The organism is Variovorax sp. P2_H12 (assembly GCF_056403395.1).
Map to the genome: position 1 here is coordinate 95,804 of NZ_JBFUFO010000007.1, position 23,797 is coordinate 119,600.

At 67.4% G+C, this 23,797-nt stretch carries 18 protein-coding genes; 6 read left to right on the forward strand and 12 right to left on the reverse strand.

What is annotated here, in order from left to right:
* Positions 1–24 precede the first annotated feature (24 nt).
* From folD to AC1DYK_RS06650, 3 genes are all read right to left on the reverse strand, one after another.
* Entirely contained in the window at positions 25–885 is an 861-nt protein-coding gene (folD, locus tag AC1DYK_RS06640; protein ID WP_478165535.1) for a bifunctional methylenetetrahydrofolate dehydrogenase/methenyltetrahydrofolate cyclohydrolase FolD, read from the reverse strand.
* Between the two features lie 77 nt (positions 886–962).
* Positions 963–1,595 carry a response regulator transcription factor gene (locus tag AC1DYK_RS06645; protein WP_478092149.1) on the reverse strand — a complete coding sequence of 211 codons (633 nt, stop codon included), beginning with the start codon at positions 1,593–1,595 and terminating at the stop codon, positions 963–965.
* Entirely contained in the window at positions 1,592–4,129 is a 2,538-nt protein-coding gene (locus AC1DYK_RS06650) for a PAS domain-containing sensor histidine kinase (protein WP_478165536.1), read from the reverse strand. Before AC1DYK_RS06650 ends, AC1DYK_RS06645 begins: the two co-directional genes overlap by 4 nt.
* A 205-nt stretch (positions 4,130–4,334) precedes the next feature.
* On the opposite strand from AC1DYK_RS06650, the gene aceE reads away from it, so the two are divergent.
* The 4 genes from aceE to lpdA all read left to right on the forward strand — a co-directional run bounded on the left by aceE (position 4,335) and on the right by lpdA (position 11,225).
* Positions 4,335–7,049: a pyruvate dehydrogenase (acetyl-transferring), homodimeric type gene (gene aceE, locus AC1DYK_RS06655; RefSeq protein ID WP_478165537.1), complete on the forward strand. Its 2,715-nt coding sequence runs from the start codon at positions 4,335–4,337 to the stop codon at positions 7,047–7,049.
* Between the two features lie 39 nt (positions 7,050–7,088).
* On the forward strand, positions 7,089–8,741 hold the full coding sequence (gene aceF / locus AC1DYK_RS06660; protein WP_478165538.1) for a dihydrolipoyllysine-residue acetyltransferase: 1,653 nt from the start codon (positions 7,089–7,091) through the stop codon (positions 8,739–8,741).
* 70 nt (positions 8,742–8,811) lie between these two features.
* Entirely contained in the window at positions 8,812–9,402 is a 591-nt protein-coding gene (locus AC1DYK_RS06665) for an MFS transporter (protein ID WP_478165539.1), read from the forward strand.
* Positions 9,399–11,225, forward strand: coding sequence for a dihydrolipoyl dehydrogenase (lpdA, locus tag AC1DYK_RS06670; protein ID WP_478165540.1), 1,827 nt, complete (start codon positions 9,399–9,401; stop codon positions 11,223–11,225). Before AC1DYK_RS06665 ends, lpdA begins: the two co-directional genes overlap by 4 nt.
* Positions 11,226–11,378: 153 nt before the next feature.
* On the opposite strand, the gene AC1DYK_RS06675 is transcribed toward lpdA, so the two are convergent.
* Positions 11,379–11,939 carry a C40 family peptidase gene (locus AC1DYK_RS06675; RefSeq protein ID WP_478165541.1) on the reverse strand — a complete coding sequence of 187 codons (561 nt, stop codon included), beginning with the start codon at positions 11,937–11,939 and terminating at the stop codon, positions 11,379–11,381.
* A gap of 290 nt (positions 11,940–12,229) precedes the next feature.
* Between AC1DYK_RS06675 and AC1DYK_RS06680 the strand changes: the two genes are divergently transcribed.
* Positions 12,230–13,291 carry a PQQ-dependent sugar dehydrogenase gene (locus AC1DYK_RS06680; protein ID WP_478165572.1) on the forward strand — a complete coding sequence of 354 codons (1,062 nt, stop codon included), beginning with the start codon at positions 12,230–12,232 and terminating at the stop codon, positions 13,289–13,291.
* An 87-nt stretch (positions 13,292–13,378) separates the two neighbouring features.
* Positions 13,379–13,978 (forward strand): isochorismatase family protein, encoded by a 600-nt coding sequence (locus AC1DYK_RS06685; protein WP_478165542.1) that lies wholly within the window; start codon positions 13,379–13,381, stop codon positions 13,976–13,978.
* Positions 13,979–13,981: 3 nt separating this feature from the next.
* Here AC1DYK_RS06685 and AC1DYK_RS06690 read toward each other — a convergent pair whose 3' ends face one another.
* The 8 genes from AC1DYK_RS06690 to AC1DYK_RS06725 all read right to left on the reverse strand — a co-directional run bounded on the left by AC1DYK_RS06690 (position 13,982) and on the right by AC1DYK_RS06725 (position 23,626).
* Positions 13,982–14,395 carry a hypothetical protein gene (locus AC1DYK_RS06690; protein ID WP_478165543.1) on the reverse strand — a complete coding sequence of 138 codons (414 nt, stop codon included), beginning with the start codon at positions 14,393–14,395 and terminating at the stop codon, positions 13,982–13,984.
* Between the two features lie 189 nt (positions 14,396–14,584).
* On the reverse strand, positions 14,585–15,145 hold the full coding sequence (locus AC1DYK_RS06695) for a GAF domain-containing protein (RefSeq protein WP_478165544.1): 561 nt from the start codon (positions 15,143–15,145) through the stop codon (positions 14,585–14,587).
* 160 nt (positions 15,146–15,305) lie between these two features.
* The gene (locus AC1DYK_RS06700) at positions 15,306–16,148 is read right to left on the reverse strand and encodes a tetratricopeptide repeat protein (RefSeq protein WP_478165545.1); all 843 of its coding nucleotides are present in this window, start codon (positions 16,146–16,148) and stop codon (positions 15,306–15,308) included.
* Positions 16,145–17,056, reverse strand: a complete 912-nt coding sequence (gene ku, locus AC1DYK_RS06705; RefSeq protein WP_478165546.1) for a non-homologous end joining protein Ku — start codon at positions 17,054–17,056, stop codon at positions 16,145–16,147. The genes AC1DYK_RS06700 and ku overlap by 4 nt, the downstream gene beginning before the upstream one ends.
* A 134-nt stretch (positions 17,057–17,190) precedes the next feature.
* The gene (locus tag AC1DYK_RS06710) at positions 17,191–18,315 is read right to left on the reverse strand and encodes an ABC transporter permease (RefSeq protein WP_478165547.1); all 1,125 of its coding nucleotides are present in this window, start codon (positions 18,313–18,315) and stop codon (positions 17,191–17,193) included.
* Between the two features lie 2 nt (positions 18,316–18,317).
* Positions 18,318–21,059, reverse strand: a complete 2,742-nt coding sequence (gene rbbA / locus AC1DYK_RS06715) for a ribosome-associated ATPase/putative transporter RbbA (protein WP_478165548.1) — start codon at positions 21,057–21,059, stop codon at positions 18,318–18,320.
* Positions 21,056–22,129 carry an HlyD family secretion protein gene (locus AC1DYK_RS06720; protein ID WP_478165549.1) on the reverse strand — a complete coding sequence of 358 codons (1,074 nt, stop codon included), beginning with the start codon at positions 22,127–22,129 and terminating at the stop codon, positions 21,056–21,058. Before AC1DYK_RS06720 ends, rbbA begins: the two co-directional genes overlap by 4 nt.
* Before the next feature lie 18 nt (positions 22,130–22,147).
* Positions 22,148–23,626, reverse strand: coding sequence for an efflux transporter outer membrane subunit (locus tag AC1DYK_RS06725; RefSeq protein ID WP_478165550.1), 1,479 nt, complete (start codon positions 23,624–23,626; stop codon positions 22,148–22,150).
* Positions 23,627–23,797 lie beyond the last annotated feature (171 nt).

The following is a 23,797-nucleotide window of genomic DNA, read 5'->3' on the forward strand; positions in this document are numbered from 1 at the left end:
AGATGGCGGACGGACGGCGCGAGTTCAAGTGGTGCTGGCGGCCGCGCGTTCGGCGGCCTCGAGGGTGTTGACCAGCAGCATCGTGATGGTCATCGGGCCGACGCCGCCGGGCACCGGCGTGATCCAGCCCGCGACCTCGCGCACGCCGGCGAAGTCGACGTCCCCGCAGAGCTTGCCTTCGTCGTTGCGGTTCATGCCGACGTCGATCACGACCGCGCCCGGCTTGACCATGTCGGCCGTGAGCACATTGCGCTTGCCCACGGCTGCGACCACCACGTCGGCCTGGCGCGTGATGGCGCCCAGGTCGGCGGTCGCACTGTGGCAGATGGTGACCGTGGCGCTCCTGGCCAGCAGCATCAGCGCCATCGGCTTGCCGACGATGTTGCTGCGGCCGATGACCACCGCGTGCTTGCCGCGCAGCTCGAAGCCGATCGACTCGAGCATCTTCATGCAGCCGTAGGGCGTGCAGGGCCAGAAGCCGGGCGAGCCGGTCATCAGGGCACCGGCGCTGGCGACGTGGAAGCCATCGACATCCTTGGACGGTGCGATCGCCTCGATCACCTTCTGCGCGTCGATGTGCGCGGGCAGCGGGAGCTGCACCAGGATGCCGTGGATCGACGGGTCGTTGTTGAGCGCGTCGACGCGGGCCAGCAGGTCGGCCTCGCTCAGGTCGGCCGGGTACTTCTCGAGCACCGAGTGCAGGCCGCTGTCCTGGCAGGCCTTGACCTTGTTGCGCACGTAGACCTGGCTGGCGGGGTTTTCGCCGACCAGCACCACCGCCAGGCCGGGGACCACGCCGCGGGCCTTGAGCGCGGCGGCGCGGGCCGCGACCTCGGTGCGGAGCGTCTTGGAGAGGGCGTTGCCGTCGATCAGTTGAGCTGTCATCGTTTTTTCGATCTTCAGAAATGGAAACGCCCGCTTGCGCAGGCGTGAGGTCGGTCGGGAGCGCCGGGGCGGCCGGGCTAGGCCTTGGCCGGCGTCGCCGCCTGTCCGAGGGCGATTTTCAGCAGGTCGGCCACGGTGTTGGCGTTGAGCTTTTCCATGATATTGGCGCGGTGCGCCTCCACCGTCTTGATGCTGATGCCGAGGTCGTCGGCGATCTGCTTGTTGAGGCGGCCGGCGACGATGCGCTCGAGCACCTGGGCCTCGCGGCCGGTGAGCTTGGACAGCAGGGCGTCGCGGCTGGCCGACTGCTGGTGCTGCGCGAAGGCGCCGCGCGCGTGTTCGAGCATGCGCTCGACCAGCGTCACCAGCGCCTCGTCGTTGAAGGGCTTCTGGATGAAATCCATCGCACCCTTCTTCATGCTGTCGACCGCCATCGGCACGTCGCCATGGCCGGTGATGACCACGATCGGCAGCGGCGAGCGGCGCTCGATCAGCCGGTCCTGGAGCTCGATGCCGGACATGCCGGCCATGCGGATGTCGACGATCAGGCAGGCCACCTCGCGCGGGTCGTAGCGCGACAGGAAGGATTCGGCCGAATCGAAGCAGCGGACTCGGTAGTCCTTGCCCTCGAGCAGCCATTGCAACGAATCGCGGACTGCTTCGTCGTCATCGACGACATAGACCGTGCCCTTCTTCGGAATCAAACTCATGCAGGTACTTTCGCCTCGTTGCTTGCTACGGAATCGATAGCGTCCAACACCGGTAACCAGAAGGAAAAACGGCATCCGACCACATCCGGCCCATTGTAGATGTTCTCCGCCTGCATCCGGCCGCGGTGCGACTCGACGATGGTGCGGCACAAATTGAGGCCGATCCCCATGCCCTCGGGCTTGGTGGAGAAGAAGGCCTCGTAGAGCCTTTCCATCACTTCGGGGGCCAGACCCATGCCGGTGTCCTGGACCGAGAACTCGACCGCGGGCTGGCCGTCGATGGTCTTGGGCAGCACCCGCAGTTCGACGCTGCGGCGCGCCAGCGGCCGGTTGGCCAGGTCGATCGACTCGGCCGCGTTCTTCAGCAGGTTGACCATCACCTGCTCGATCAGGATCGGGTCAACCCGCAGGATCGGCAGCCGCGCGGCCACGTAGTGGTTCAGGCGCACGTTGCGCCGGCGCAACTCGATGCCGGCCAGTTCGACCGCCTCGCTGACCATGGTCGAGACCTCGGCCGGCGTCCGGTTGGGCTCGCTGCGCTTCACGAAGGAGCGGATGCGCTGGATGATCTGGCCGGCGCGCTGGGCCTGCTTCGAGGTCTTCTCGAGTGCCGCGAGCAGGGCGTCCGAATCGATCTGCTGGCCCTTGATGCGCGACACCATGCCGTTGCAGTAGTTGGTGATCGCGGTCAGCGGCTGGTTGAGCTCGTGCGCGACGCTGGAGGCCATCTCGCCCATGGTGATCAGCCGACTGGCGGCGTGGGCCCGGTCGGCCTGGGCCGCTGCCAGGTCTTCGGCGTCGCGCCGCGGCGTGATGTCGGTGGCGATCACCAGCTGGGCCAGCCGGCCGTCGACCCAGGTCAGGTAGCGCGAGCGCACCTCGAGCCACTTGCCGAGCTCCGGAACGAAGATCTCGTTGTTGGCCGGCTGGGCGGCGGTGAGCTGGTCGATCGGCAGTCCGGCGAAGGAGTCGACGTCGTCCAGTTCTTCATCGCGCGCCTGGGTCGCCGGCACGCCGGCCTGCGCCACCATGCCGAGGTGGCCGACCGTGTTGGAGCCGAACCAGAGCCGGTAGAGCTTGTTGGCGAACAGCAGCTCCTCGCTGCCCAGCGGGGCCACCGAGACCGAGGCGTCCAGCGCTTCCAGCACAGTGGTGAAGCGCTCGTAGGAGGCCGACAGCTGCTCGCGGATCCGGGTCGGCTCGGTGATGTCGGTCATCGAGGTCATCCAGCCGGTCTGGTGGCCGCGGGCGTCGATCAGCGGCGAGACATAGAGCCGGGCGTTGAAGACGCTGCCGTTGCGGCGTTTCACCCGGACCTGGAAGCCGCCGGGCAGGGCGCGCCCGTGCAGCTCTTCCTCGAGCCGCTCGTTCATGACCTCGCGGTCGGATTCAAGCCAGTAGGGGAAGGGCGGGGTCTGGCCGACCAGCTCGTTCTCGCTCCAGCCGGTCATGGCGCAGAAGGCCGCGTTGACATAGGTGATGCGGCCTTCGAGGTCGAGCACGCGCATGCCGGTCAGCATGGAGTTCTCCATCGCGCGCCGGAAGTTGGTCTCGGCGACCAGCGCCTGCTGCGCCTGCAGCCGCCTGCGCGTGTGGCGCCAGGTGCCGATCAGCATCCAGCTGGTGAGCACGCTGAGCGCGCCGACCAGCCAGAAGAGGCCGTTGCCGACCACGCCCTGCGAGGTGCGGTAGGCCTGCGCCCTCAGCACCAGCGCGTTGCCCACGGGAGAGACCGGGACTTCGTACTCGTTGGTGCGCGCCGTCCAGGGCAGCAGCCGCGTACCGGCGCCGCGCGGGTTGGCGACCGTGTTGCCGGCGATCAGGCCGCCCTTGGCGTCGAGCAGCGAGACCGCGTAGCGCGCCGAGACCTCGGACGGCATGCCGTAGCGCAGCAGTCCATCGATCGAGAACTCTCCGAGCAGCATCCCGGCGAACAGGCCCTGGTCGAACAACGGGATATAGAGCCCCAGCATCGGCGGCGGCTCGCCGCCGGCCAGCGGCTGCGAGAAGACCGGCTGGCGCAGCTCGCGCGCCAGCGCGTAGTTGCTCTCGATGTCGCCCGGTCGCAGCACCTCGCCGATCGCATGCTGGAGCGCCGGATGGACGCTCGGCGCGGCGTAATTGGCCTTGAAGCGGCGGCGATCGTCGATCCAGCTGACCGACTGCAACTCCGGGAACTGGCTCACCAGCGACTCCGCGCGGCTGGTGAACTCGGCGGGGTCGATTTCGCGGTTGGAGGCGTCGCGCGCGAGCCGCATCAGCTGCTCCTGGCGCTCCAGCAGCCGCAAGCGCACGCGTTGCTGGGCGTACTCCACATCGCGCTTCACCGACTCCTGGACCCGTTCCACTTCCTCGGCGCGCAAGTACCAGAACGCCGACACGATGGCCGCGAGGAACAGCAGCACGGCGGCCAGCGGCGCGAGCATCGCCACGGCGTCCTGCAGCACCGGCGTCTGGCGGCGCCACCMGCGGCGCCACCACGACAGCGGCGATGCGGCGCTGCGGGCGACCGCGATCGGAGAGGAAAGGGGCATCGGCCAAGTTTAGGTGATGGCCCCTGCCATCGAGCGGCGGCAGGCGAGTGTCAGGGACCGATGTGCGGCCACATTTCATTGGTGAATTTCATAATAAGAAATCAGTAAGCACCATTTGAAATTCAAAGAATTCTGTGCGAAACTCCGCGCGCTGCCGGATACGGCACTAAATTACAGCCACACCCCCCTCACAAAGGAGACAAACATGTCGGCAAATCCCGAGAACCTGTTCGGCTCGGCCGCGAACGACCTGGACGCGCAGGAGACGCGTGAATGGATGGACGCCCTGTCGGCCGTCATCGAGAGCGAGGGGCCCGAGCGTGCGCACTTCCTGCTTGAGCAACTGCTCGAGCACGCGCGCCAGAACAGCATCGACAAACCGTTCTCGGCCAATACGGCCTATGTGAACACCATCGAGACCGTCCAGGAGGAGCGCTCGCCGGGCAACGCCGAAATCGAGGAGCGCCTGCGCTCCTACATGCGCTGGAATGCGATGGCGATGGTCGTCAAGGCCAACCGCCACCACCCGCCCGAAGGCGGCGACCTCGGCGGCCACATCGGCTCCTTCGCCTCGCTGGCCAGCATGTTCGGCGCCGGCTTCAACCACTTCTGGCATGCCGAGAGCGAGAACCACGGCGGCGACTGCCTCTATATCCAGGGCCATGTGTCGCCCGGCATCTATGCCCGCGCCTATCTCGAGGGCCGCCTGACCGAAGAACAGCTGCTGAACTTCCGCCAGGAAGTCGACGGCAAGGGCCTGTCGAGCTACCCGCATCCGAAGCTGATGCCCGAGTTCTGGCAGTTCCCGACCGTCTCTATGGGCCTGGGCCCGCTGATGGCGATCTACCAGGCCCGTTTCCTCAAGTACCTGCACGCCCGCGGCATCGCCAACACCGAGAACCGCAAGGTCTGGGTGTTCTGCGGCGACGGCGAAATGGACGAGGTCGAGTCGCTCGGCGCGATCAGCCTGGCGGCGCGCGAGAACCTCGACAACCTGGTCTTCGTGATCAACTGCAACCTGCAGCGCCTGGACGGCCCGGTGCGCGGCAACGGCAAGATCATCCAGGAGCTCGAGGGCGAATTCCGCGGCTCGGGCTGGAACGTGATCAAGCTGATCTGGGGCAGCAACTGGGATCCGCTGCTGGCGCGCGACAAGGACGGCGCGCTGCGCAAGATCATGATGGAGACCAACGACGGCGACTACCAGTCGTTCAAGGCCAACGACGGCGCCTATGTGCGCAAGCACTTCTTCGGCCGCGATCCGCGCACGCTCGAGATGGTCGCCAAGATGAGCGACGACGAGATCTGGAACCTGCGCCGCGGCGGCCACGATTCGCAGAAGGTCTATGCCGCCTTCGACGCCGCCGTCAAGCACCAGGGCCAGCCGACCGTGCTGCTGGTCAAGACGGTCAAGGGCTTCGGCATGGGCAAGATCGGCGAAGGCAAGAACACGGTCCACCAGACCAAGAAGCTCGGCGACGAGGACATCAGGGCCTTCCGCGATCGCTTCAATATCCCGATCCCGGACAGCCAGATCGCCGACCTGCCGTTCTACAAGCCGGCCGACGACACGCCCGAGATGAAGTACCTGCACGAGCGCCGCAAGGCCCTCGGCGGCTACCTGCCGCATCGCCGCGTGAAGGCCGACGAGAGCTTCACGGTGCCGTCGCTCGAGACCTTCAAGGCCGTGCTGGAGCCGACCGCCGAAGGGCGCGAGATCTCGACCACGCAGGCCTATGTGCGCTTCCTCACGCAGCTGCTGCGCGACCAGGCGCTGGGTCCGCGTGTGGTGCCGATCCTGGTCGACGAAGCCCGCACCTTCGGCATGGAAGGCCTGTTCCGCCAGATCGGCATCTACAACCCCGCGGGGCAGCAGTACACGCCGGTCGACAAGGACCAGGTCATGTACTACCGCGAGGACAAGGCCGGCCAGATCCTGCAGGAAGGCATCAACGAGGCCGGCGGCATGTCGAGCTGGATCGCGGCTGCCACCTCGTACAGCACCAACAACCGGATCATGGTGCCGTTCTATGTCTACTACTCGATGTTCGGCTTCCAGCGCATCGGCGACCTGGCCTGGGCGGCCGGCGACATGCAGGCACGCGGCTTCCTGCTCGGCGGCACCTCGGGACGCACCACGCTGAACGGCGAAGGCCTGCAGCACGAGGACGGCCACAGCCACATCCTGGCCAACACGATCCCGAACTGCGTCAGCTACGACCCGACCTTCTCGCACGAGGTCGGCGTGATCCTGCACCACGGCCTCAAGCGCATGGTCGAGAAGCAGGACAACGTCTACTACTACATCACGCTGCTCAACGAGAACTACCCGATGCCCGGCCTGCAGCCCGGCACCGAGGAGCAGATCATCAAGGGCATGTACCTGTGCAAGCAGGCGCCGGCGCTCAAGGCCAAGTCGCCTTCGGTGCAGTTGCTGGGCAGCGGCACCATCCTGCGCGAGAGCTTCGCGGCCCAGGAACTGCTCGAGAAGGACTGGGGCGTGAGCGCCGCGGTCTGGAGCTGCCCGAGCTTCAACGAGCTGACGCGCGACGGCCAGGAGGCCGATCGCTGGAACCTGCTGCATCCGACCGAAACGGCGCGCGTCTCGTTCGTTGCGCAGCAGTTGTCGGCCAGCGCCGGCCCGGTCGTGGCGTCGACCGACTACATGAAGGCCTATGCGGAGCAGATCCGCCCGTTCATCCCGAAGGGCCGCAACTACAAGGTGCTCGGCACCGACGGCTTCGGCCGCAGCGACTTCCGCAACAAGCTGCGCGAGCACTTCGAGGTCAACCGCCACTTCATCGTGGTGGCGGCGCTGAAGGCGCTGGCCGAGGACGGCACCGTGCCGGCCCAGAAGGTGGCAGACGCAATCAAGAAGTACGGCATCAACGCCGAGAAGATCAACCCGCTCTACGCATAACACCAATCAACGGCGCCCGAAGGGCGGGAGACACACGATATGGCAACAGTGGAAATCAAGGTGCCGGACATCGGCGACTTCGACGAGGTCGCGGTGATCGAGGTGCTGGTCAAGGTCGGCGACACGGTGAAGGCCGAGCAGTCGCTGATCACGGTGGAGTCGGACAAGGCCTCGATGGAGATCCCGTCGAGCCAGGCCGGCGTCGTGAAGGAACTCAAGGTCGAGGTCGGCAGCAAGGTCAAGGAAGGCTCGGTGGTGCTGGTGCTCGAAGGCGAGGGTGCGGCGGCGCCTGCCGCGGCACCTGCTCCCGCGGCGGCCGCTGCACCGGCAACGGCCTCCGCAGCGGCGCCGGCGCCTGCCCCGGCACCGGCGGCCGCGGCCGGACCGATCGACATCAAGGTGCCCGACATCGGCGACTTCAAGGACGTCGCCGTGATCGAGGTGCTGGTGAAGCCCGGCGACACGATCAAGGTGGAGCAGTCGCTGATCACGGTGGAGTCGGACAAGGCGTCGATGGAGATCCCGTCCTCCGCGGCCGGCGTGCTCAAGGAGCTCAAGGTCAAGGTGGGCGACACGGTCAACATCGGCGACCTGATCGCGGTGATCGAAGGCAGTGCGGGCGCGGCTTCGGCAGCGCCGGCCACAGCTCCGGCGCAGGCAGCTGCAGCCGCCGCACCCGCGGTGGCGAGCGCACCGGCACCCGCCGCCGCCGCGCCGGCCGCCGCCGCACCGGCGCACGACCCCACGGTCGCGCCCAGTGGCAAGCTGCCGCATGCCTCGCCCTCGGTGCGCAAGTTCGCGCGCGAACTCGGCGTGCCGCTCGAGGAAGTCAAGGGCAGCGGCCCCAAGGGGCGCATCACCCAGGAAGACGTCCAGAGCTTCACCCGGGCGGTGATGAGCGGTGCGGCCACGACCAAGGCTGTCGGCGCCAAGGCTCCTGCGGGTGGCGGCGGCGAAGCCCTGGGCCTGATTCCCTGGCCCAAGGTCGATTTCACCAAGTTCGGCACCGTGGAGCGCCGCGACCTGTCGCGCATCAAGAAGCTCAGCGGCGCCAACCTGCATCGCAACTGGGTGATGATCCCGCACGTCACGAACAACGACGAGGCCGACATCACCGAGCTCGAGGCCTTCCGCGTGGCGACCAACAAGGAGAACGAGAAGTCGGGCGTCAAGGTGACGATGCTGGCCTTCGTGATCAAGGCGGTGGTCTCGGCGCTGAAGAAGTTTCCGGACTTCAACACCAGCCTGGACGGCGACCAGCTGGTCTATAAGCAGTACTACAACATCGGCTTCGCGGCCGATACGCCGAACGGCCTGGTGGTGCCGGTGCTGAAAGACGCCGACAAGAAGGGCGTGCTGCAGATCAGCCAGGAAATGGGCGAGCTCGCCAAGAAGGCGCGCGACGGCAAGCTCGGCTCGGCCGACATGCAGGGCGGCTGCATCTCGATCAGCTCGCTCGGCGGCATCGGCGGCACGCACTTCACCCCGATCATCAATGCGCCCGAGGTGGCCATCCTGGGCCTGTCCAAGGGCCAGATGAAGCCGGTGTGGGACGGCAAGCAGTTCGTGCCGCGCCTGACGTTGCCGCTGTCGCTGTCCTATGACCATCGCGTGATCGACGGCGCCGCGGCGGCACGATTCAACGCCTACCTGGGCCAGGTGCTCGCGGACTTCCGACGGGTGCTGCTATGACCCCCGAGGCGCCTGTGGCGCTTCCCCCTGAAGGGGGCGGCTCCCTTGGGGCGGCCCGGCGCGAGCCCCTATGACGACCGTGGTGGCTGTCCGCAAGGGCGGCCAGGTCGTGATGGCGGCGGATTCGCTGGTGACCTTCGGCGACACGCGGCTGTCGCATCGCGCCGAAGCCAATCAGAAGCTGTTCATGGTCAAGGACGCGGCGGGCGAGAGCATGTTCGCGGTGGCCGGCGCTGCGGCGCATTTCCTGGTGCTGCAGCACGCCTTGGCTGCGCAGCCCACGGAGGCGCTGCGCTTCGGCAGCAAGGACGAGATCTTCCGCACCTTCACGCTGCTGCATCCGGTGCTGAAGGATTCCTTCTTCCTGCAGACCAAGGAAGACGAGCACGAGCCCTACGAGTCGAGCCAGTTCACGATGCTGCTGGCCAACGCGAGCGGCATCTACGGTATCTACAGCTACCGCGAAGTGTTCGAGTTCAAGCAGTTCTGGAGCATCGGCTCGGGACGCAGCTTTGCGCTCGGCGCCATGCACGCGGTCTACGACAAGGCGCGGTCGGCGCGCGACGTCGCCGAGGCCGGCGTGGCCGCGGCCTGCGAATTCGATCGCAATTCGGCCGGACCGGTCGACTCTCTCACACTCAAACTCAAGGTGTCCAAATGAGCGAACTACAAGTCAAGGTGCCCGACATCGGCGATTTCGATGAAGTCGCGGTGATCGAGGTGCTGGTGAAGGCCGGCGACACGGTGAAGGCCGAGCAGTCGCTGATCACGGTGGAATCGGACAAGGCCTCGATGGAGATTCCGTCCTCCCATGCCGGGGTGGTCAAGTCGGTGGCCGTGAAAGTCGGCGACAAGGTCAAGGAGGGCTCGGTGGTGCTGACGCTGGACGCGGTCGAGGGCGCTGCCGCTGCACCGGCGCCCGCACCGGCAGCGCCCGCTGCCGCGCCGGCATCCGCGCCGAAGCAGGCCGCCGCTGCGGCGACGCCGGCACCGGCACCGGCCGCCGCATCGAGCTATGCCGGCTCGGTCGATTTCGACTGCGATCTGCTGGTGCTCGGTGCCGGCCCCGGCGGCTATTCGGCCGCGTTCCGCGCGGCCGACCTCGGGCTCAAGGTGATCCTGGTCGAGCGCTACGCGACGCTCGGCGGCGTCTGCCTGAATGTCGGCTGCATCCCGTCGAAGGCGCTGCTGCACGTCGCCGCGGTGATCGACGAGGTCAAGCACTTCGCCGATCTCGGCGTCAGCTACGGCGCGCCGACCATCGACCGCAGCAAGCTGCTCGGCCGCAAGAACAAGGTCGTGGCCAAGCTCACGGGCGGCCTGGCCGCGATGGCCAAGATGCGCAAGGTGACGACGGTGCGCGGCGTCGGCGAGTTCATCGATGCTTTCCACGTCAAGGTGCAGGAAGTCACGGGCGACGGCCGCCAGACGACCGACAAGTCGCAGACGGTCAAGTTCCGCCATTGCGTGATCGCGGCAGGTTCGCAGGCCGTGCACCTGCCGTTCATGCCGAAGGACCCGCGGGTGGTCGACTCCACCGGCGCGCTCGAGCTCGGTGTCGATCCCAAGCGCATGCTGATCCTGGGCGGCGGCATCATCGGCCTCGAGATGGGCTCGGTCTATTCGACGCTGGGCGCGCGGCTCGATGTGGTCGAGATGCTCGACGGCCTGATGCAGGGCGCCGACCGCGACCTCGTCAAGGTCTGGCAGAAGCTCAACGCGCCGCGCTTCGACAACATCATGCTCAAGACCAAGACCGTCGGGGCCGAGGCCACCAAGGACGGCATCCGCGTGACCTTCGAAGGCGAGCAGGCGCCGAAGGAACCGCAGCTCTACGACCTGGTGCTGCAGGCCGTCGGCCGCAGCCCCAACGGCAAGAAAATCGGCGCCGAGAAGGCCGGCGTCAACGTCAGCGACCGCGGCTTCATCCCGGTCGACATCCAGATGCGCACCAACGTGCCCCACATCTTCGCGGTCGGCGACATCGTCGGCCAGCCGATGCTGGAGCACAAGGCGGTGCACGAGGCGCACGTGGCGGCCGAGGTGATCGCCGGCGAGCAGAAGGGCGACAAGGAACTGTCCAGCGCGGCCTTCAATGCCCGCGTGATCCCGAGTGTGGCCTACACCGATCCCGAAGTCGCCTGGGTTGGCCTCACGGAGGACCAGGCCAAGGCCGAGGGCGTGAAGATCGAGAAGGGCCTGTTCCCCTGGACGGCCTCGGGCCGGGCGATCGCCAACGGCCGCGACGAGGGCTTCACCAAGCTGCTGTTCGATGCCGAAACGCATCGCATCGTCGGCGGCGGCATCGTCGGCACCCATGCCGGCGACATGATCGGCGAGATCGCGCTGGCGATCGAGATGGGGTCCGATGCCTACGACATCGGCAAGACCATCCATCCGCATCCGACGCTGGGCGAGAGCATCGGCCTGGCCGCGGAGGCGGTGCACGGCCATTGCACGGACCTGCCGCCGATCAAGCGATGACCCCCAGGTGGGCTCACTTCGTGTAGCCGCCCACCCCCTTGCAGGGGGCGATACCGGCGGACCGGCAAAGCCGGATTCGCGGTATTCCTGGAAGGGCCGACCCAAAAAAAATCCCGCCTGGCGCGGGTTTTTTTCGTGCGGCTTGGGCTGGGACTATTCGCCCGAGGTCTTGCCCTCGTCCTGCGCTGCGGCGACCCGGCGCGCGCCGCTGAAGCGACGCTGCCAGTAGCTGCCGCTCATGTCCTCGACCCGGACTTGCGCACCCGGCTTCGGTGAATGGATGAACTTGCCTTCGCCGACATAGATGCCCACATGGCTGAAGGCGCGGCGCATGGTGTTGAAGAACACCAGGTCGCCGGGCTTGAGTTCGCTGCGGTCGATCTTCTCGGTGGCGGCGGCCTGCTCTTCGGCACGGCGCGGCAGCAGGTGGCCCACCGTCTGGTTGTACATGGCGCGGACGAAGCCGCTGCAGTCGAAGCCGGTCTCGACGGTGTTGCCGCCGCGGCGGTACGGAACGCCCAGGAAGCCGATGGCCGTGACCACAAGATCGGAGGTGCGGGCGGCAACCGTCTGGCGAACCTGCTGGAACTGACCCAGCAGGCCCCTGTCCACGGTCAGCGCTTCGGCAGGGTGGTCATCGGTCCGGTCCAGCTGCGGTGCTGCGTGGGCTGCAAAGGCGAGCAGCAGGCTGGCGGAGAGGAGTAAAAATCGCATGGCGCGTAGGATATGGACGACACTCAGGGGTGTCAATTTCATGCGGATTCGGGATTTTGCATGTAAATGATTGTCGGGAAAAGAATTTTTTCCTTTTCTCACATCCCCAAATGTAAAAGTCACCGTTATGGGTGATAAGTGTTTGGCTCGATGTAATGCAAAAGATTTGCAATTCGGGTTGAAATGGCGCTGCTCCAGAATTCGCCGTTTCGAAGGAAAGCATGAAAGTGCTGTTGCACCGGATCGTCTGCAGGTGGTCGTCCCGTCTCCTGATCGGTGCCGTGGCGGCGATGGGCGTCGCGCACGCCGAGCCGCGGCCGGAGGTTGTCGCCTCAGGCCTCGAGAGCCCCTGGGGCCTGGCTTTTCTTCCTGACGGGCGCTTCCTCGTGACCGAGAGGCCCGGGCGGCTCCGGGTCGTCACTGCCGATGGCAAGCTGGGTGCGCCGGTGGCCGGTTTGCCACCGATCGCGGCGGGTGGGCAGGGCGGGCTGCTGGATGTGCAGGTCGATTCGGCCTTCGCCCGGAACCGCACGCTGTACTTCTGCTTTTCCGAGCCGGAGGCGGGGGGGGCGGCCAACGGCACGGCGCTGGCGCGGGGCCGGCTGTCTGCCGATGGCAGCCGGCTCGAAGGCGTCAGCGTCATCTTCAGCCAGAAACCCAAGGTGGCGAGCCGGAACCACTTCGGTTGCCGCATCGTCGAGGCCAAGGACGGCACGCTGTTCCTCACGCTCGGTGATCGCTTCAGCCGCAAGGAAGACGCCCAGAGGCTCGACAACCACCTGGGCAAGATCGTGCGCATCGGCAAGGACGGGTCGGTGCCTGCCGACAATCCCTTCGTCGGTCGCGCGGGCGCGCTGCCGGAGATCTGGAGTTACGGCCACCGCAACGGCCAGGGTGCGACGCTGGCGCCCGACGGAACCCTGTGGATGCACGAGCATGGGCCCCAAGGCGGCGATGAGATCAACATCCCGCAGGCCGGCCGAAACTACGGCTGGCCGGTGATCACCTATGGCGAGAACTATGGCGGCGGCAGGATCGGCGACGGCATCACGCAGAAGGAGGGCATGGAGCAGCCGCTGCACTACTGGGTGCCTTCGATCGCGCCCTCTGGAATGGCCTTCCTGACCAGCGAGCGCTACGGTGCCGGCTGGAAGGGCGGCCTTTTCATCGGATCGCTGAAGTTCGGCTACCTCGACCGGATCGAACTCAAGGACGGCAAGGTCACGGCCGAGCACAAGCTGCTCGAAGGCGGCAGGGCGCGCATCCGCGACGTGAGGCAGGGGCCCGACGGCCTGCTCTATGTGTTGACCGACGAATCCAACGGCAAGCTGATCCGCTTGTTGCCGGACTGAAAGCCTGAGAGCTTCGGCAACGGTCGACGGTCTGTTCGGTGGTACGGTCTAGGGGCTTCCAACGTATTTCCCCGAAAGAGTTTCCCCATGCTGCTCGATGCATCGCAATCCCAACTGGTTCTGGTCGACTACCAGGCGCGCCTGATGCCCGCCATCTTCGAGGCCGAGGCCGTCGCGAAGAACGCGGTCCGGCTCGGCGAGATCGCCCGGCTGGTGGAGGTCCCGGTCTGGGGCACGGAGCAGAACCCGTCGAAGCTCGGCGAGAACCTGCCCGACATCCGCGCCCTGTGCCAGCGCACGCTGGCCAAGATGCATTTCAGCGGTGCCGAGGAGGGCCTCGGCGAATGGCTGCGGGCGCCGGCGAAGGCACCGCAGGGCAACGCGCGCAGCCTGCCCAAGCACCTGCAGAAGCCGGCCGCGGCCGAGGAGCGCAACACGATCGTGATCGCCGGTTGCGAGGCCCATGTGTGCCTGCTGCAGACCGCGCTCGACCTGATCGAGGACGAATTCGAAGTCTGGGTCGTGACCGACGCCTGCAGCTCGCGCACCGAGCGCAACCGCGACGCGGCCTTCGACCGGCTGGCCGGCGCGGGCGCCGAGCTCGTGACCACGGAGATGGTCGGATTCGAATGGCTGCGGACGGCCGAGCATCCACGCTTCAGGGACCTGCAGGCCTTGATCCGATAGGGATCAGGGCGGGGTGCGCGGCCGCGGACGCCGGAGATAGGCCTCGCGCACGATCAAGGCCATGGTCTCGATCGGTGTGAACACGAGCGAGGCGCCGCCGACGACGGCGCAGCCGAAGTCTGCGAAATGGAAGATGATCGGCGCGCTGTCTTGCCCCAGGAAATGGCTGATGACGATCGCGTGGAAAAGGAAGAGCAGGAAATTGGCTGCAACCATCGCCTTCAGCAGCCGGTTGCGGAACATCGCGCAGCAGATCATGGCCTGCACCGTGGAAGCGGCCAGCAGCGTCATGCCCATCGGGTAGCCCATCGCATGGCCCTGCCAGCCGAGCGCGACCAGCAACAGGGAGATGGCGGCGAGCAGCGCCGACTTGCGGCGCACGCAGACGATGGCGGGCACGGGAGGGATCGGCGTCATCCGCGGCGAGCCGCCGCCGCTGCGCCGAGGGTGTGGAAGTCTGGGTTCATGGGTTCCGTTGCCAAACGCCGGGCAGTCAGTCTGGGCCCGGCGGACGCGGATGTGTATCCGCCATTCGGCGGATCGGAGCGTCGAAGGGGATACAGCTTTTGACGTTTGGGGCCCAACGTCGCCCGGGCCCGCAGCCGATCAGTGGGCCGGAACCAGCAAGTCGACGTCGCGCCCTTCGGCCTGCGCGATCAGGCGGGCCGTGGCATTCGCGGCCATCTCGAGCCGCCTCACGTCGCGCGGGTCCAGATGGGGGCAGGCCTCGAAGCTGAATCCGCACAGCATGCCGTACAGCGTGCCATCCGAGAGGCGCACCGGCACCCCGATGTGGCCGCCGAGCGCCTCGTAATAGCCGGCCAGACCGTAGTCCGAGCGGACTCTCGCGACGTCGTGCACGATCGACGGCATCCGGCCGTCGACGATGCGTTGGCAGATGGTTTCGTCCAGCGGGTGGAACTGGCCTGGCTTGATGACCGCATCGTCGGCCTTCGAAGAGATGTGGCGGAACACGCGATGGCCGTCGACGAACTCGCCGACGAAGACCACCTCGAGATTGAGCTGCTCGCGCACCACGCGCAGCAGGCTGCCGATCGAGCCCGCGATCAGGCCGTTGTCGCGCACGTCGGCATGCGCCGTCACGGTGGCGATGCGCGTGGCCCAGTCATCCGCCGCTTCGGGTCCGCTCTCGAGGATCGTTTTCATAGATAAGCAATTTTGCCGGCAGACCCGCGCTTTGGGGTCGGATTTGCGAGCGCGAACCGGCCCCGTGCGCACAAAGTCGGGCCTGGGTCGCTTTTCCGCATCGGCAGGCGGTCGATAGTTCTAACGGCATGCGGCCGAGTCGCCAAAAAGCCAGATCCGTTCATTTCTTTTGAAGGCGGCGATAGGCGCTGAAATGGCGAATGGCCTGTTGCTTGTCTCCCAGATGGTCGTGCAGCCTCGCGGCATTGAAGTGCGCATCACCGATGCAGGGCTCCAACACCAGGCAGCGGTCGTAGCTTTGAAGGGCCTCTGGGTAGCGGCCGAGGTCCTCCAAGGCCACCGCGCGATTGAAGTGCAGCAGGGCCACATCGGGACAGCGCGCCAGGGCCGTGTCGTAGAGCGCCACGGCCTCGGCGTCGCGGCCGGCTTCGCACAGCATCGCGCCGAGGTTCAGATAGCCGTCGGCATGGTCTGGCGACGCGTCGAGCAGCTGGCGGTAGGCGCGCTCGGCCGCACCTTGATCACTGGCCTCGAGCGCTTCGGCCCGCGCGAACAGGGCGTCGGCCGATGTCTGCACCAGCGCCGGGTCTGCCGCCGGCCCGCGCTCCACGAAGGCGACGGAGCCGGGCCTCGGCGCGACCTCGAAATCCATCAGCAACTGGCCCGATTCCGCTTCCCATCGACTGCCGCGTTCGTGCACCGCGACCGTGCTGCCGACGGCCGTGATCCGCAGCCCGCTCAGGGGCAGCTCGGCAGGCAGCGTGGCTTTCAGCCGCTGCAGGGCGCGCACGATCCTGCGCGTCGGGATGTCGGCCAGTTGCAGCTTGTGAGCGGTGCGCAGCAGCACGACGTCGCGGAACGAAAAGCGGTACTCGTTCCTCGGCCCGCGCGACGGGCTGACGAAGCCGTTGGCGATCAAGCGCGACACCGCGCTGCGCGACAGGCCCAGCATTTCCTGGATCCCGCGCAGCGTGTGCGGCGTCTCCGGCGGCAGCGGGCTCACTTCCTTGATCGCGCACGCGCCGGCGGCGCGACCTCGGTAGTAGGCGTGCTGGCCCGCTTCACGCCCTTGCGCTCCTTCGAGGCCAGCGCCGTCACGGCTTGCGCCGGCGCAGGCGCCGGGCGCTTGCTACCGCCGCGTGCCAGGCTGGCGCGCAGCATCTCGGTGAGATCGATGATCTGGCCGCCCGAGTCCGGCTCGCGTTCTTCTGCCGCGACCACCTGCTTGCCGGCGATCTTGGCATCGATGGCGGCCAGGATGCGCTGCTTTTCCTCGTCGACGTACTGCGCCGGGTCGTAGCTGTCCTGGGCGATCTGGTCGATGAGCTGGAGCGCCAGCTTCACTTCCGCGTCCGACGGCTTGACCTCCTCGATCTCGAGCTCCTTGAGCGAGCGCACCTCGTCGGCATAGAGCAACTGCTGCAGCACCAGCCCATCCTCTGCCGCCCGCACCTGGACCACGTACTGCTTGCCCTTCCAGGCCCATTTCGCGAGCGCGCAGCGGCCGCTCTTGCGCATCGCCGCACGCAACAACGCATAGGATTTCGCGCCGCGCTTGTCGGGCGTGAGGAAGTAGGCCTTGTCGTAGTAGAGGGGGTCGACCGCCTTCTCGGGGATGAAGCTCACGATGTCGATCGCATGGCTCGCACTTTCTTCCACCGCCTTGAGTTCTTCGGGGGTGAAGAGCACGTAGCGGTCCTTCTCGAACTCGTAGCCCTTGATCATCTCGGAGCGCGGCACGATGACCCTGGGATCTTTCTCGGACACGTATTGCTGCTTCACGCGCGAGCCGTCCTTGGCCAGCAGGTTGAACTTGACCGTGCCACTGCTTTCGGTGGCCGAATACAGCTTGACCGGTATGGAGACCAAGCCGAAACCCAGGGACAAGGATGCGATCGACCGAGCGGCCATGCCTACCTCCAGGGACGGGCTGACGAGCACCCGCGGGGGGTCAGGATGCCACTTTCCGGGGAATTCGAAAAGAGGGTCAGGGTCCCCGGAAATAGTGTGAACAGGCCCTGGGTGCTTGCGGCTTCCCGCCGGACTCAGGCCATCTGGCTGATGGTCTTGCGAAAGCGCGCCAGCGACAGGGCGAACAGGGCGGTGCCGATCACCAGCAGGCACAGGAACGGCTTCCATACCACCGCGATGCCCGCACCGCGGTAGAGAATGGCCTGCCCCAGTTCCACGAAGTGCGTGGTCGGCGCGAGCAGCATCAGGTTCTGCACCAGTTCGGGCATGCTCTCGCGCGGGGTCACGCCGCCGGAAAGCAGTTGCAGCGGCAGCAGGGTCAGTATCAGCAGCATGCCGAATTGCGGCATGTTGCGCGCCAACGTCGCCATGTAGATGCCCATCGAGGTGGTGGCGAACAGGTGCAGCGCGGCGCCGGCCAGGAACAAGATGATCGAGCCTTCGATCGGCACCTGAAGCAGGCCCCGGACCACGAGCATCAGCGACAAGGTCGCCGCCAGCAGCACCACCAGCCCCATCGACCAGACCTTGCTCAGCATGATCTCCGCCGGCGTGACCGGCATCACCAGCAGATGCTCGATGGTGCCGTGTTCGCGCTCGCGGATCAGCGCCGCGCCGGTCAGGATGATCGACAGCATCGTGACGTTGTTGATGATCTCCATCAGCGCACCGAACCACGGCTGGGTCAGGTTCGGATTGAATCGCATGCGCAGCGCAAGGTCCACCGGCGCCACGGCAGTGCCGCGATAGCGCTGCACGAACTCGTTGACCTCGGACAGCACGATCTGCTGGATGTAGCCGCTGCCCGTGAAGGCCTGGCTCATGCGGGTGGCATCGACGTTGAGCTGCAGCGCCGGCGACTTGCCGGCCAGCACGTCGCGCTGGAAGTTGGGCGGGATGTTCAGCGCGAAGGTGTACCGGCCGGCATCCATGCCGGCGTCCACCTCGCCGAGCGAGATCATCGACGGTGGCGTGAACCGCGGCGGATAGAAGGCCGACGCGATGCGCGACGACAGCGGCGAGCCGTCCTCGTCGACGATGGCGATCGGCGCCTTGTGCAGGGACTCGGGCATGGCGGTCGCGGCGCTGTAGACCATCCCGGTGAAGGCGAAGACGATCAGCACCAGCATGACCGGGTCGCGCGCCAGGCTCCACAGCTCCTTGATGCCCAGGCGGTAGATGTTGGCGATCCGGGGCATGTTCAGCTGTCCTGCTTCTTGAGCAGGCCGATGGTCACTCCGAGCACGACCGGCACCGTGACCAGCAGCGGCCAGAACGCGCCGTGAAGATCGGAAAGTTCCAGCGCCTTGCTGAACACGCCACGGCTGATGACCAGCATGTAGGTGGCCGGGTAGATCTCGCCGATCAGCCTGCCGGCGCCTTCGAGGGAGGAAATCGGGTTGATCATGCCGGCGAACTGCACCGCCGGCAGGATGGTGCTGATCATGGTGAAGAACATCGCCGCGATCTGGCTGCGCGTGAAGGTCGAGGCCAGCAGGCCGATGCCCGTCGAGACCACGCAGTAGACGAGGGTCGTCAATGCCAGGGCGAAGAAGCTGCCCTTGACCGGCACCCCGAACACGGTCACCGCGAGCAGCGTCATCAGCAGGAAGTTCAGCATGGCGAGCGCGATGTAGGGAATCTGCTTGCCCAGCAGAAACTCGGCACGCGTGACCGGCGTGACATACAGGTTGATGATCGAACCCAGCTCTTTCTCGCGCACCACCGACAGCGCGGTCAGCATGGCCGGCAGCATCAGCAGCAGCAGCGGGATCACCGCCGGGATCATCGCCGGCAGGCTCCTGACGTCGGGGTTGTAGCGAAAGCGGGTCTCGATGGTGGCCGCGCTCGCGAGGGTCACGCCGAGCCGATGCGTGGCCTGGTCGACGAGCCACCCCTGGTGCATGCCCAGCACATAGCCGCGCACGGTCTCGGCGCGCTGCGGCATCGCGCCATCGACCCAGGCGCCGACCTGTACCGGCGTGCCGCGCTGGATGTCGCGGGCGAAGCCGGGCGGGATCTCGATCGCCAGCGACAGTTCACCGCTGCGCATGCGGCGGTCGAGTTCGGCGTAGTCGGCAATCGGCGGCTGCTCGATGAAGTACCTCGACCCGGACAGATTGAGCGCGTAGTTCTGGCTCAGCCCGGTCTGGTCGCGGTCGAGTACCGCGTAGCGCAGGTCTTCCACGTCGAGGCTGATGCCGTAGCCGATGACGAACATCAGCACCATCGAGCCGACCAGCGCCAGCGTGCCGCGCACCGGATCGCGCTGCAGTTCCAGCGCCTCGCGCCACAGGTAGCTGAACATGCGGTTGAAGCTGAAGCGGCGCCGGCGCGGGTGCGGCGCCAGTGGCGCGGCCGCGGCGGGCGGCCCGGAAGGCGCTGCCTCGGCGGTTGGCGCCGAGGCGCCGCCACCGGCATCGACCAGCAAGCCGATGAAGGCCTGTTCGAGCGAAGCGGCGCCGCGCGCGCGAATGATGCCGGCGGGCGTGTCGCTGACCAGCACGCGGCCGGCGTGCATCAGGGAGATGCGATCGCAGCGCTCGGCCTCGTTCATGAAGTGCGTCGAGATGAAGATCGTCACCCGGTCGCGGCGCGACAGCTCGATCAGCAGGCGCCAGAAATTGTCGCGTGCGACCGGGTCCACGCCCGACGTCGGCTCGTCGAGGATGAGCAGTTCGGGCTGATGCACCATCGCGACCGCCAGGGACAGGCGCTGGCGGATGCCCAGCGGCAGTTCGTCGGGCAGCGCGTCGAGTGCCTCCTGCAGCTCGAAACGCTCGACCATCTGCTGCACCCGCGCCGGCACTTGCGGCTCGGGGACCTGGAACAGCCGCGCATGCAGCACCAGGTTCTGCCGCACGGTCTGCTCGGTGTACAGCGAGAAGGCCTGCGACATGTAGCCCACGCGGCGGCGGGTGTCGATGTCCCGCGGATCCACCTCGTGGCCGAACAGCCAGGCCTGGCCCTCGCTGGCCGGCAGCAGGCCGGTCAGCATCTTCATGGTGGTCGACTTGCCGCAGCCGTTGGAGCCGAGGAAGCCGAAGATCTCGCCGCGGCGGATGCGGAAGCTGACATGGTCCACGGCGACGAAATCGCCGAAGCGCATGGTCAGGTCCCTGGCCTCGATGGCGACGTGGTCGCCGCCATCGCCTTGCGGCAGTGGCGGGATGGTCACTTCCGTGTGGCCGCGCCTCTTGGCCTCCGGCAGCAGCCCGATGAAGGCCGCCTCCAGCGAGGTGGTACCGGTGCGGTCGAGCAGCTCTTGCGGCGTGCCGGTGGACAGCACCTTGCCGTCGTCCATCGCCACCAGCCAGTCGAAGCGCTGCGCCTCGTCCATGTAGGCGGTGGCGACGATCACGCTCATGCCGGCGCGCTCGCCGCGGATGCGCGCGATCAGGTCCCAGAACTGCGCCCGCGCCAGCGGGTCGACGCCGGTGGTGGGCTCGTCGAGGATCAGCAGGTCCGGGTCGTGGATCAGCGCGCAGCACAGGCCCAGCTTCTGCTTCATCCCGCCCGAGAGCTTGCCGGCCGGCCGCGCCAGGAAGGGCTGCAGGCCGGTGCTGCGGGTGAGCTCGTCGATGCGCCGGCGCCGCTCGGCGCGATCGTGGCCGAACAGCCGGCCGAAGAACTGCAGGTTTTCCTCGACCGACAAGGTCGGGTAGAGGTTCTTGCCCAGCCCCTGCGGCATGTAGGCGATGCGCGGGCAGACCTCGTCGCGGTGGCGCTTGCCGGCCATGTCGCCGCCGAGCGCCTCGACCGTGCCTTGCTGCACCGCGCGCGCCCCTGCGAGCAGCGACAGCAGGCTGGACTTGCCGACCCCGTCGGGGCCGATCAGGCCGACCATGCGCCCGGCCGGGATCTCCAGGTCGATGCCGTCCAGCGCCACGGTCTTGCCATAACGCTGGCCGAGGCCGACGATCCGCGCGACCGGGCGGCTCATTGGGGAATCTTGACCGCCAGCTCGGCAGGCCATGCGGCCTGCGCGTCGATCTTGAGCCACGCCACGCCGGGCAGTCCCGTCTTGACCTGCGTCAGGTGCTTCTTCAGCAGCTCGCGGTCGAACTGCGCCTTGACGCGGAACATCAGCTTCTGCCGCTCGCTCTCGGTCTCCACCGTCTTGGGCGTGAACTGCGCCGTGGCGGCCACGAAGGACACCTTGGCCGGAATCACGTAGCCCGGCGCCGCGTCGAGCAGCACGCGCACTTCGCTGCCCAGTGCCACCTTGCCGGCCACGGTCTCCGGCAGGAAGAAGGTCATGTAGACGTCCGACAGGTCGACCAGGTTCAGCACCTTGCCACCGCCGCCCAGCACCTCGCCAGGCTGCGCGATGCGGTACTGCACGCGGCCGTCGCGCGGGGCCTTGAGCTCGCTGTCGGCGATATCGGCCTCCACCCGCCTGACCGTGGCCTCGGCCGCCGTGACCACCGAACGGGCGCCCACGAGCTGCGCCTTCACCGCATCGATCGCCGCCTGCGCCGCGTTCACCTGGGCCTTGGCGGCGCCCACTGCGGCCTGCACGCTGCGCACGCGGGCGCGGTCGTCGTCGAGTTCCTGCTCCGACGAAGCGCCCTCGCGCGACAGGGTTTCCGAACGCGCCAGGCGCCGCTGCGCGGCATCGAGTTCGCTCTCGCGCTGCGCCACCAAGGCCTGCGCGGCCAGCTTGTCGCTCTCGCGCACGGCGACCTGGGCCTGGGCGCTCGCGACCGCGTTGATCGCCTGCTGCCGGTTGGCGTTGGCTTCGTCGCGCTGCGCTTCCAGCACCTGGATCTGCATCTTCGCCAGGGGCTGGCCGGCGGCCACGAAGTCGCCTTCGCCGACCAGGATCTCGGAGACGCGGCCCGCGAGCTTGGTCGCCACGTCGATCTCGGTGGCTTCGATGCGGCCGTTGCCGCTGACGAAGCCTGCGCCGGGACCGGACGGCTTCAGCCGCGTCCAGCCGTAGTAGCCAGCCGCCGCGACGGCCGCCACGACCAGTGCGGCAATCAGCTTGTTCTTGGGTGTGAGGGTCATGATGCGTGCCAGATGCTCTCAGTGGGCCGCGTGACCGGCGAGGGGCGGCGCTGCCGCCAGTTCCTGCGAACCGCCGCCGAGCGCGGTGTACAGGCTCACGTCGGCCGACAGCAGCGCGCGGCGCGTCTGCACCAGTTGCTGCTCGACGTCCAGAAGGTCGCGCTGCGCGTCGAGCACTTCGAGAAAGGCCGTGGCGCCGTTGCGATAGCGAAGGTTTGCCAGCCGGGCGCGCTCGGTTTGCGTGGCCAGGGTCGACTGCTGGATCTGCACCTGCCGGGCCAGCCATTCGCGCGCGGACAAGGCGTCGGAGACCTCGCGGAACGCGGTCTGGACGGTCCTTTCGTAGGCGGCGACCGCGATGTCGCTGCGCACGACGGTCAGGTCGAGTGTCGACTGGCGCCTGCCGCCATCGAAGATCGGCAGCGTCAGGCTGGGCGCGAAAGCCCAGGCCTGGCTGCCGGAGACGAACAGGCCGTCGAGCTCGGCGCTGGCCGTGCCGAAGTTGCCGGTCAGTGTGATGCGCGGAAAGAAGGCCGCGCGAGCCGCTCCGATATCGGCTCCGGCGGCGCGCAGCCGATGTTCGGCGGCGGCGATATCGGGGCGATCGGCCAGCAGGTCCGACGGCAGGCCCACGCGCAGTGGCTGCTCGAAGGCCAGCGCGTCCAGCCGACCTGAAGACGGGGCCAGATCGACCGGCGCGCCGACCAGGAATGTCAGCGCGTGGGCCAGATCGGCGCGGCTGCGCTGGAGTTGGACGTTCAGCGCCTGTGCCTGGTCGAGCAGCGTGCGCATCTGGGTCAGGTCGAACTTCGAGGTCGAGCCGACTTCGAAGCGCCGCGTGAAGATGCGCAGCGATTCCTCGCGGGTGGCGATCGTGTGCTGGGCCAGCACGATGCGTTCATCGAGCGCCCGCAGCGAAAGGTAGCCGTCGGCGACCTGTGCGACCAGCAACAGGGTGGCGGCGCGGCGGCCGGCATCGGTGGCCAGGTAGTTTTGCAGCGCGGCGTCCTGCAAGCTGCGCACCCGGCCCCAGAAGTCCAGTTCCCAGGCGTTCACCCCGAGTCCGACCTGATACTGGCTGGAAACCAGCGGCTCCCCCGTGAAACTGAGGTCGCGCGGCACGCGCGAGCGGCTGGCGTCGGCGCCGAGGCCGACGGTCGGCCAGCTGTCGGCGCGTTGAATGCCATAGACGGCGCGGGCCTCCTGCACCCGCAGGATGGCGATGCGCAGGTCGCGATTGTTCTCCAGGGCCTGCGCGATCAGCTGCTGCAGGCGCGGTTCGGTGAAGTACCCGCGCCAGCCGACCTCGGCGGCGTGCGCGCCGACTTCCGGCGCAGCGGGCGTATCGGCCGGGTAGCTTTTGGCCACCGGCAGCGGCGGCGTTGCGTAGGGAGGGGCCATCGATGCACAGCCGGCCGACAGCAGCGCGGCCGCGGCGAGCAGCCAGCCGGACGCGCAGCGCTGCCGGCACGCCCGGAAGGTGGCGATCGGGTTCATCAATGCGTATCGGCCGAGACGCCCACCGGCCTGCAGCGTGTCACGGGAGAGTTCTTGTGCCTGGGCATCAGGGTTAACTCTAGGAGCGGGGTCCGTTCGCGGCCTTGATCCAGATCAATAGAGCGACCGGATGGTCGGTCTTGAATGACGCCTCTTGCATGACCCCGCCAC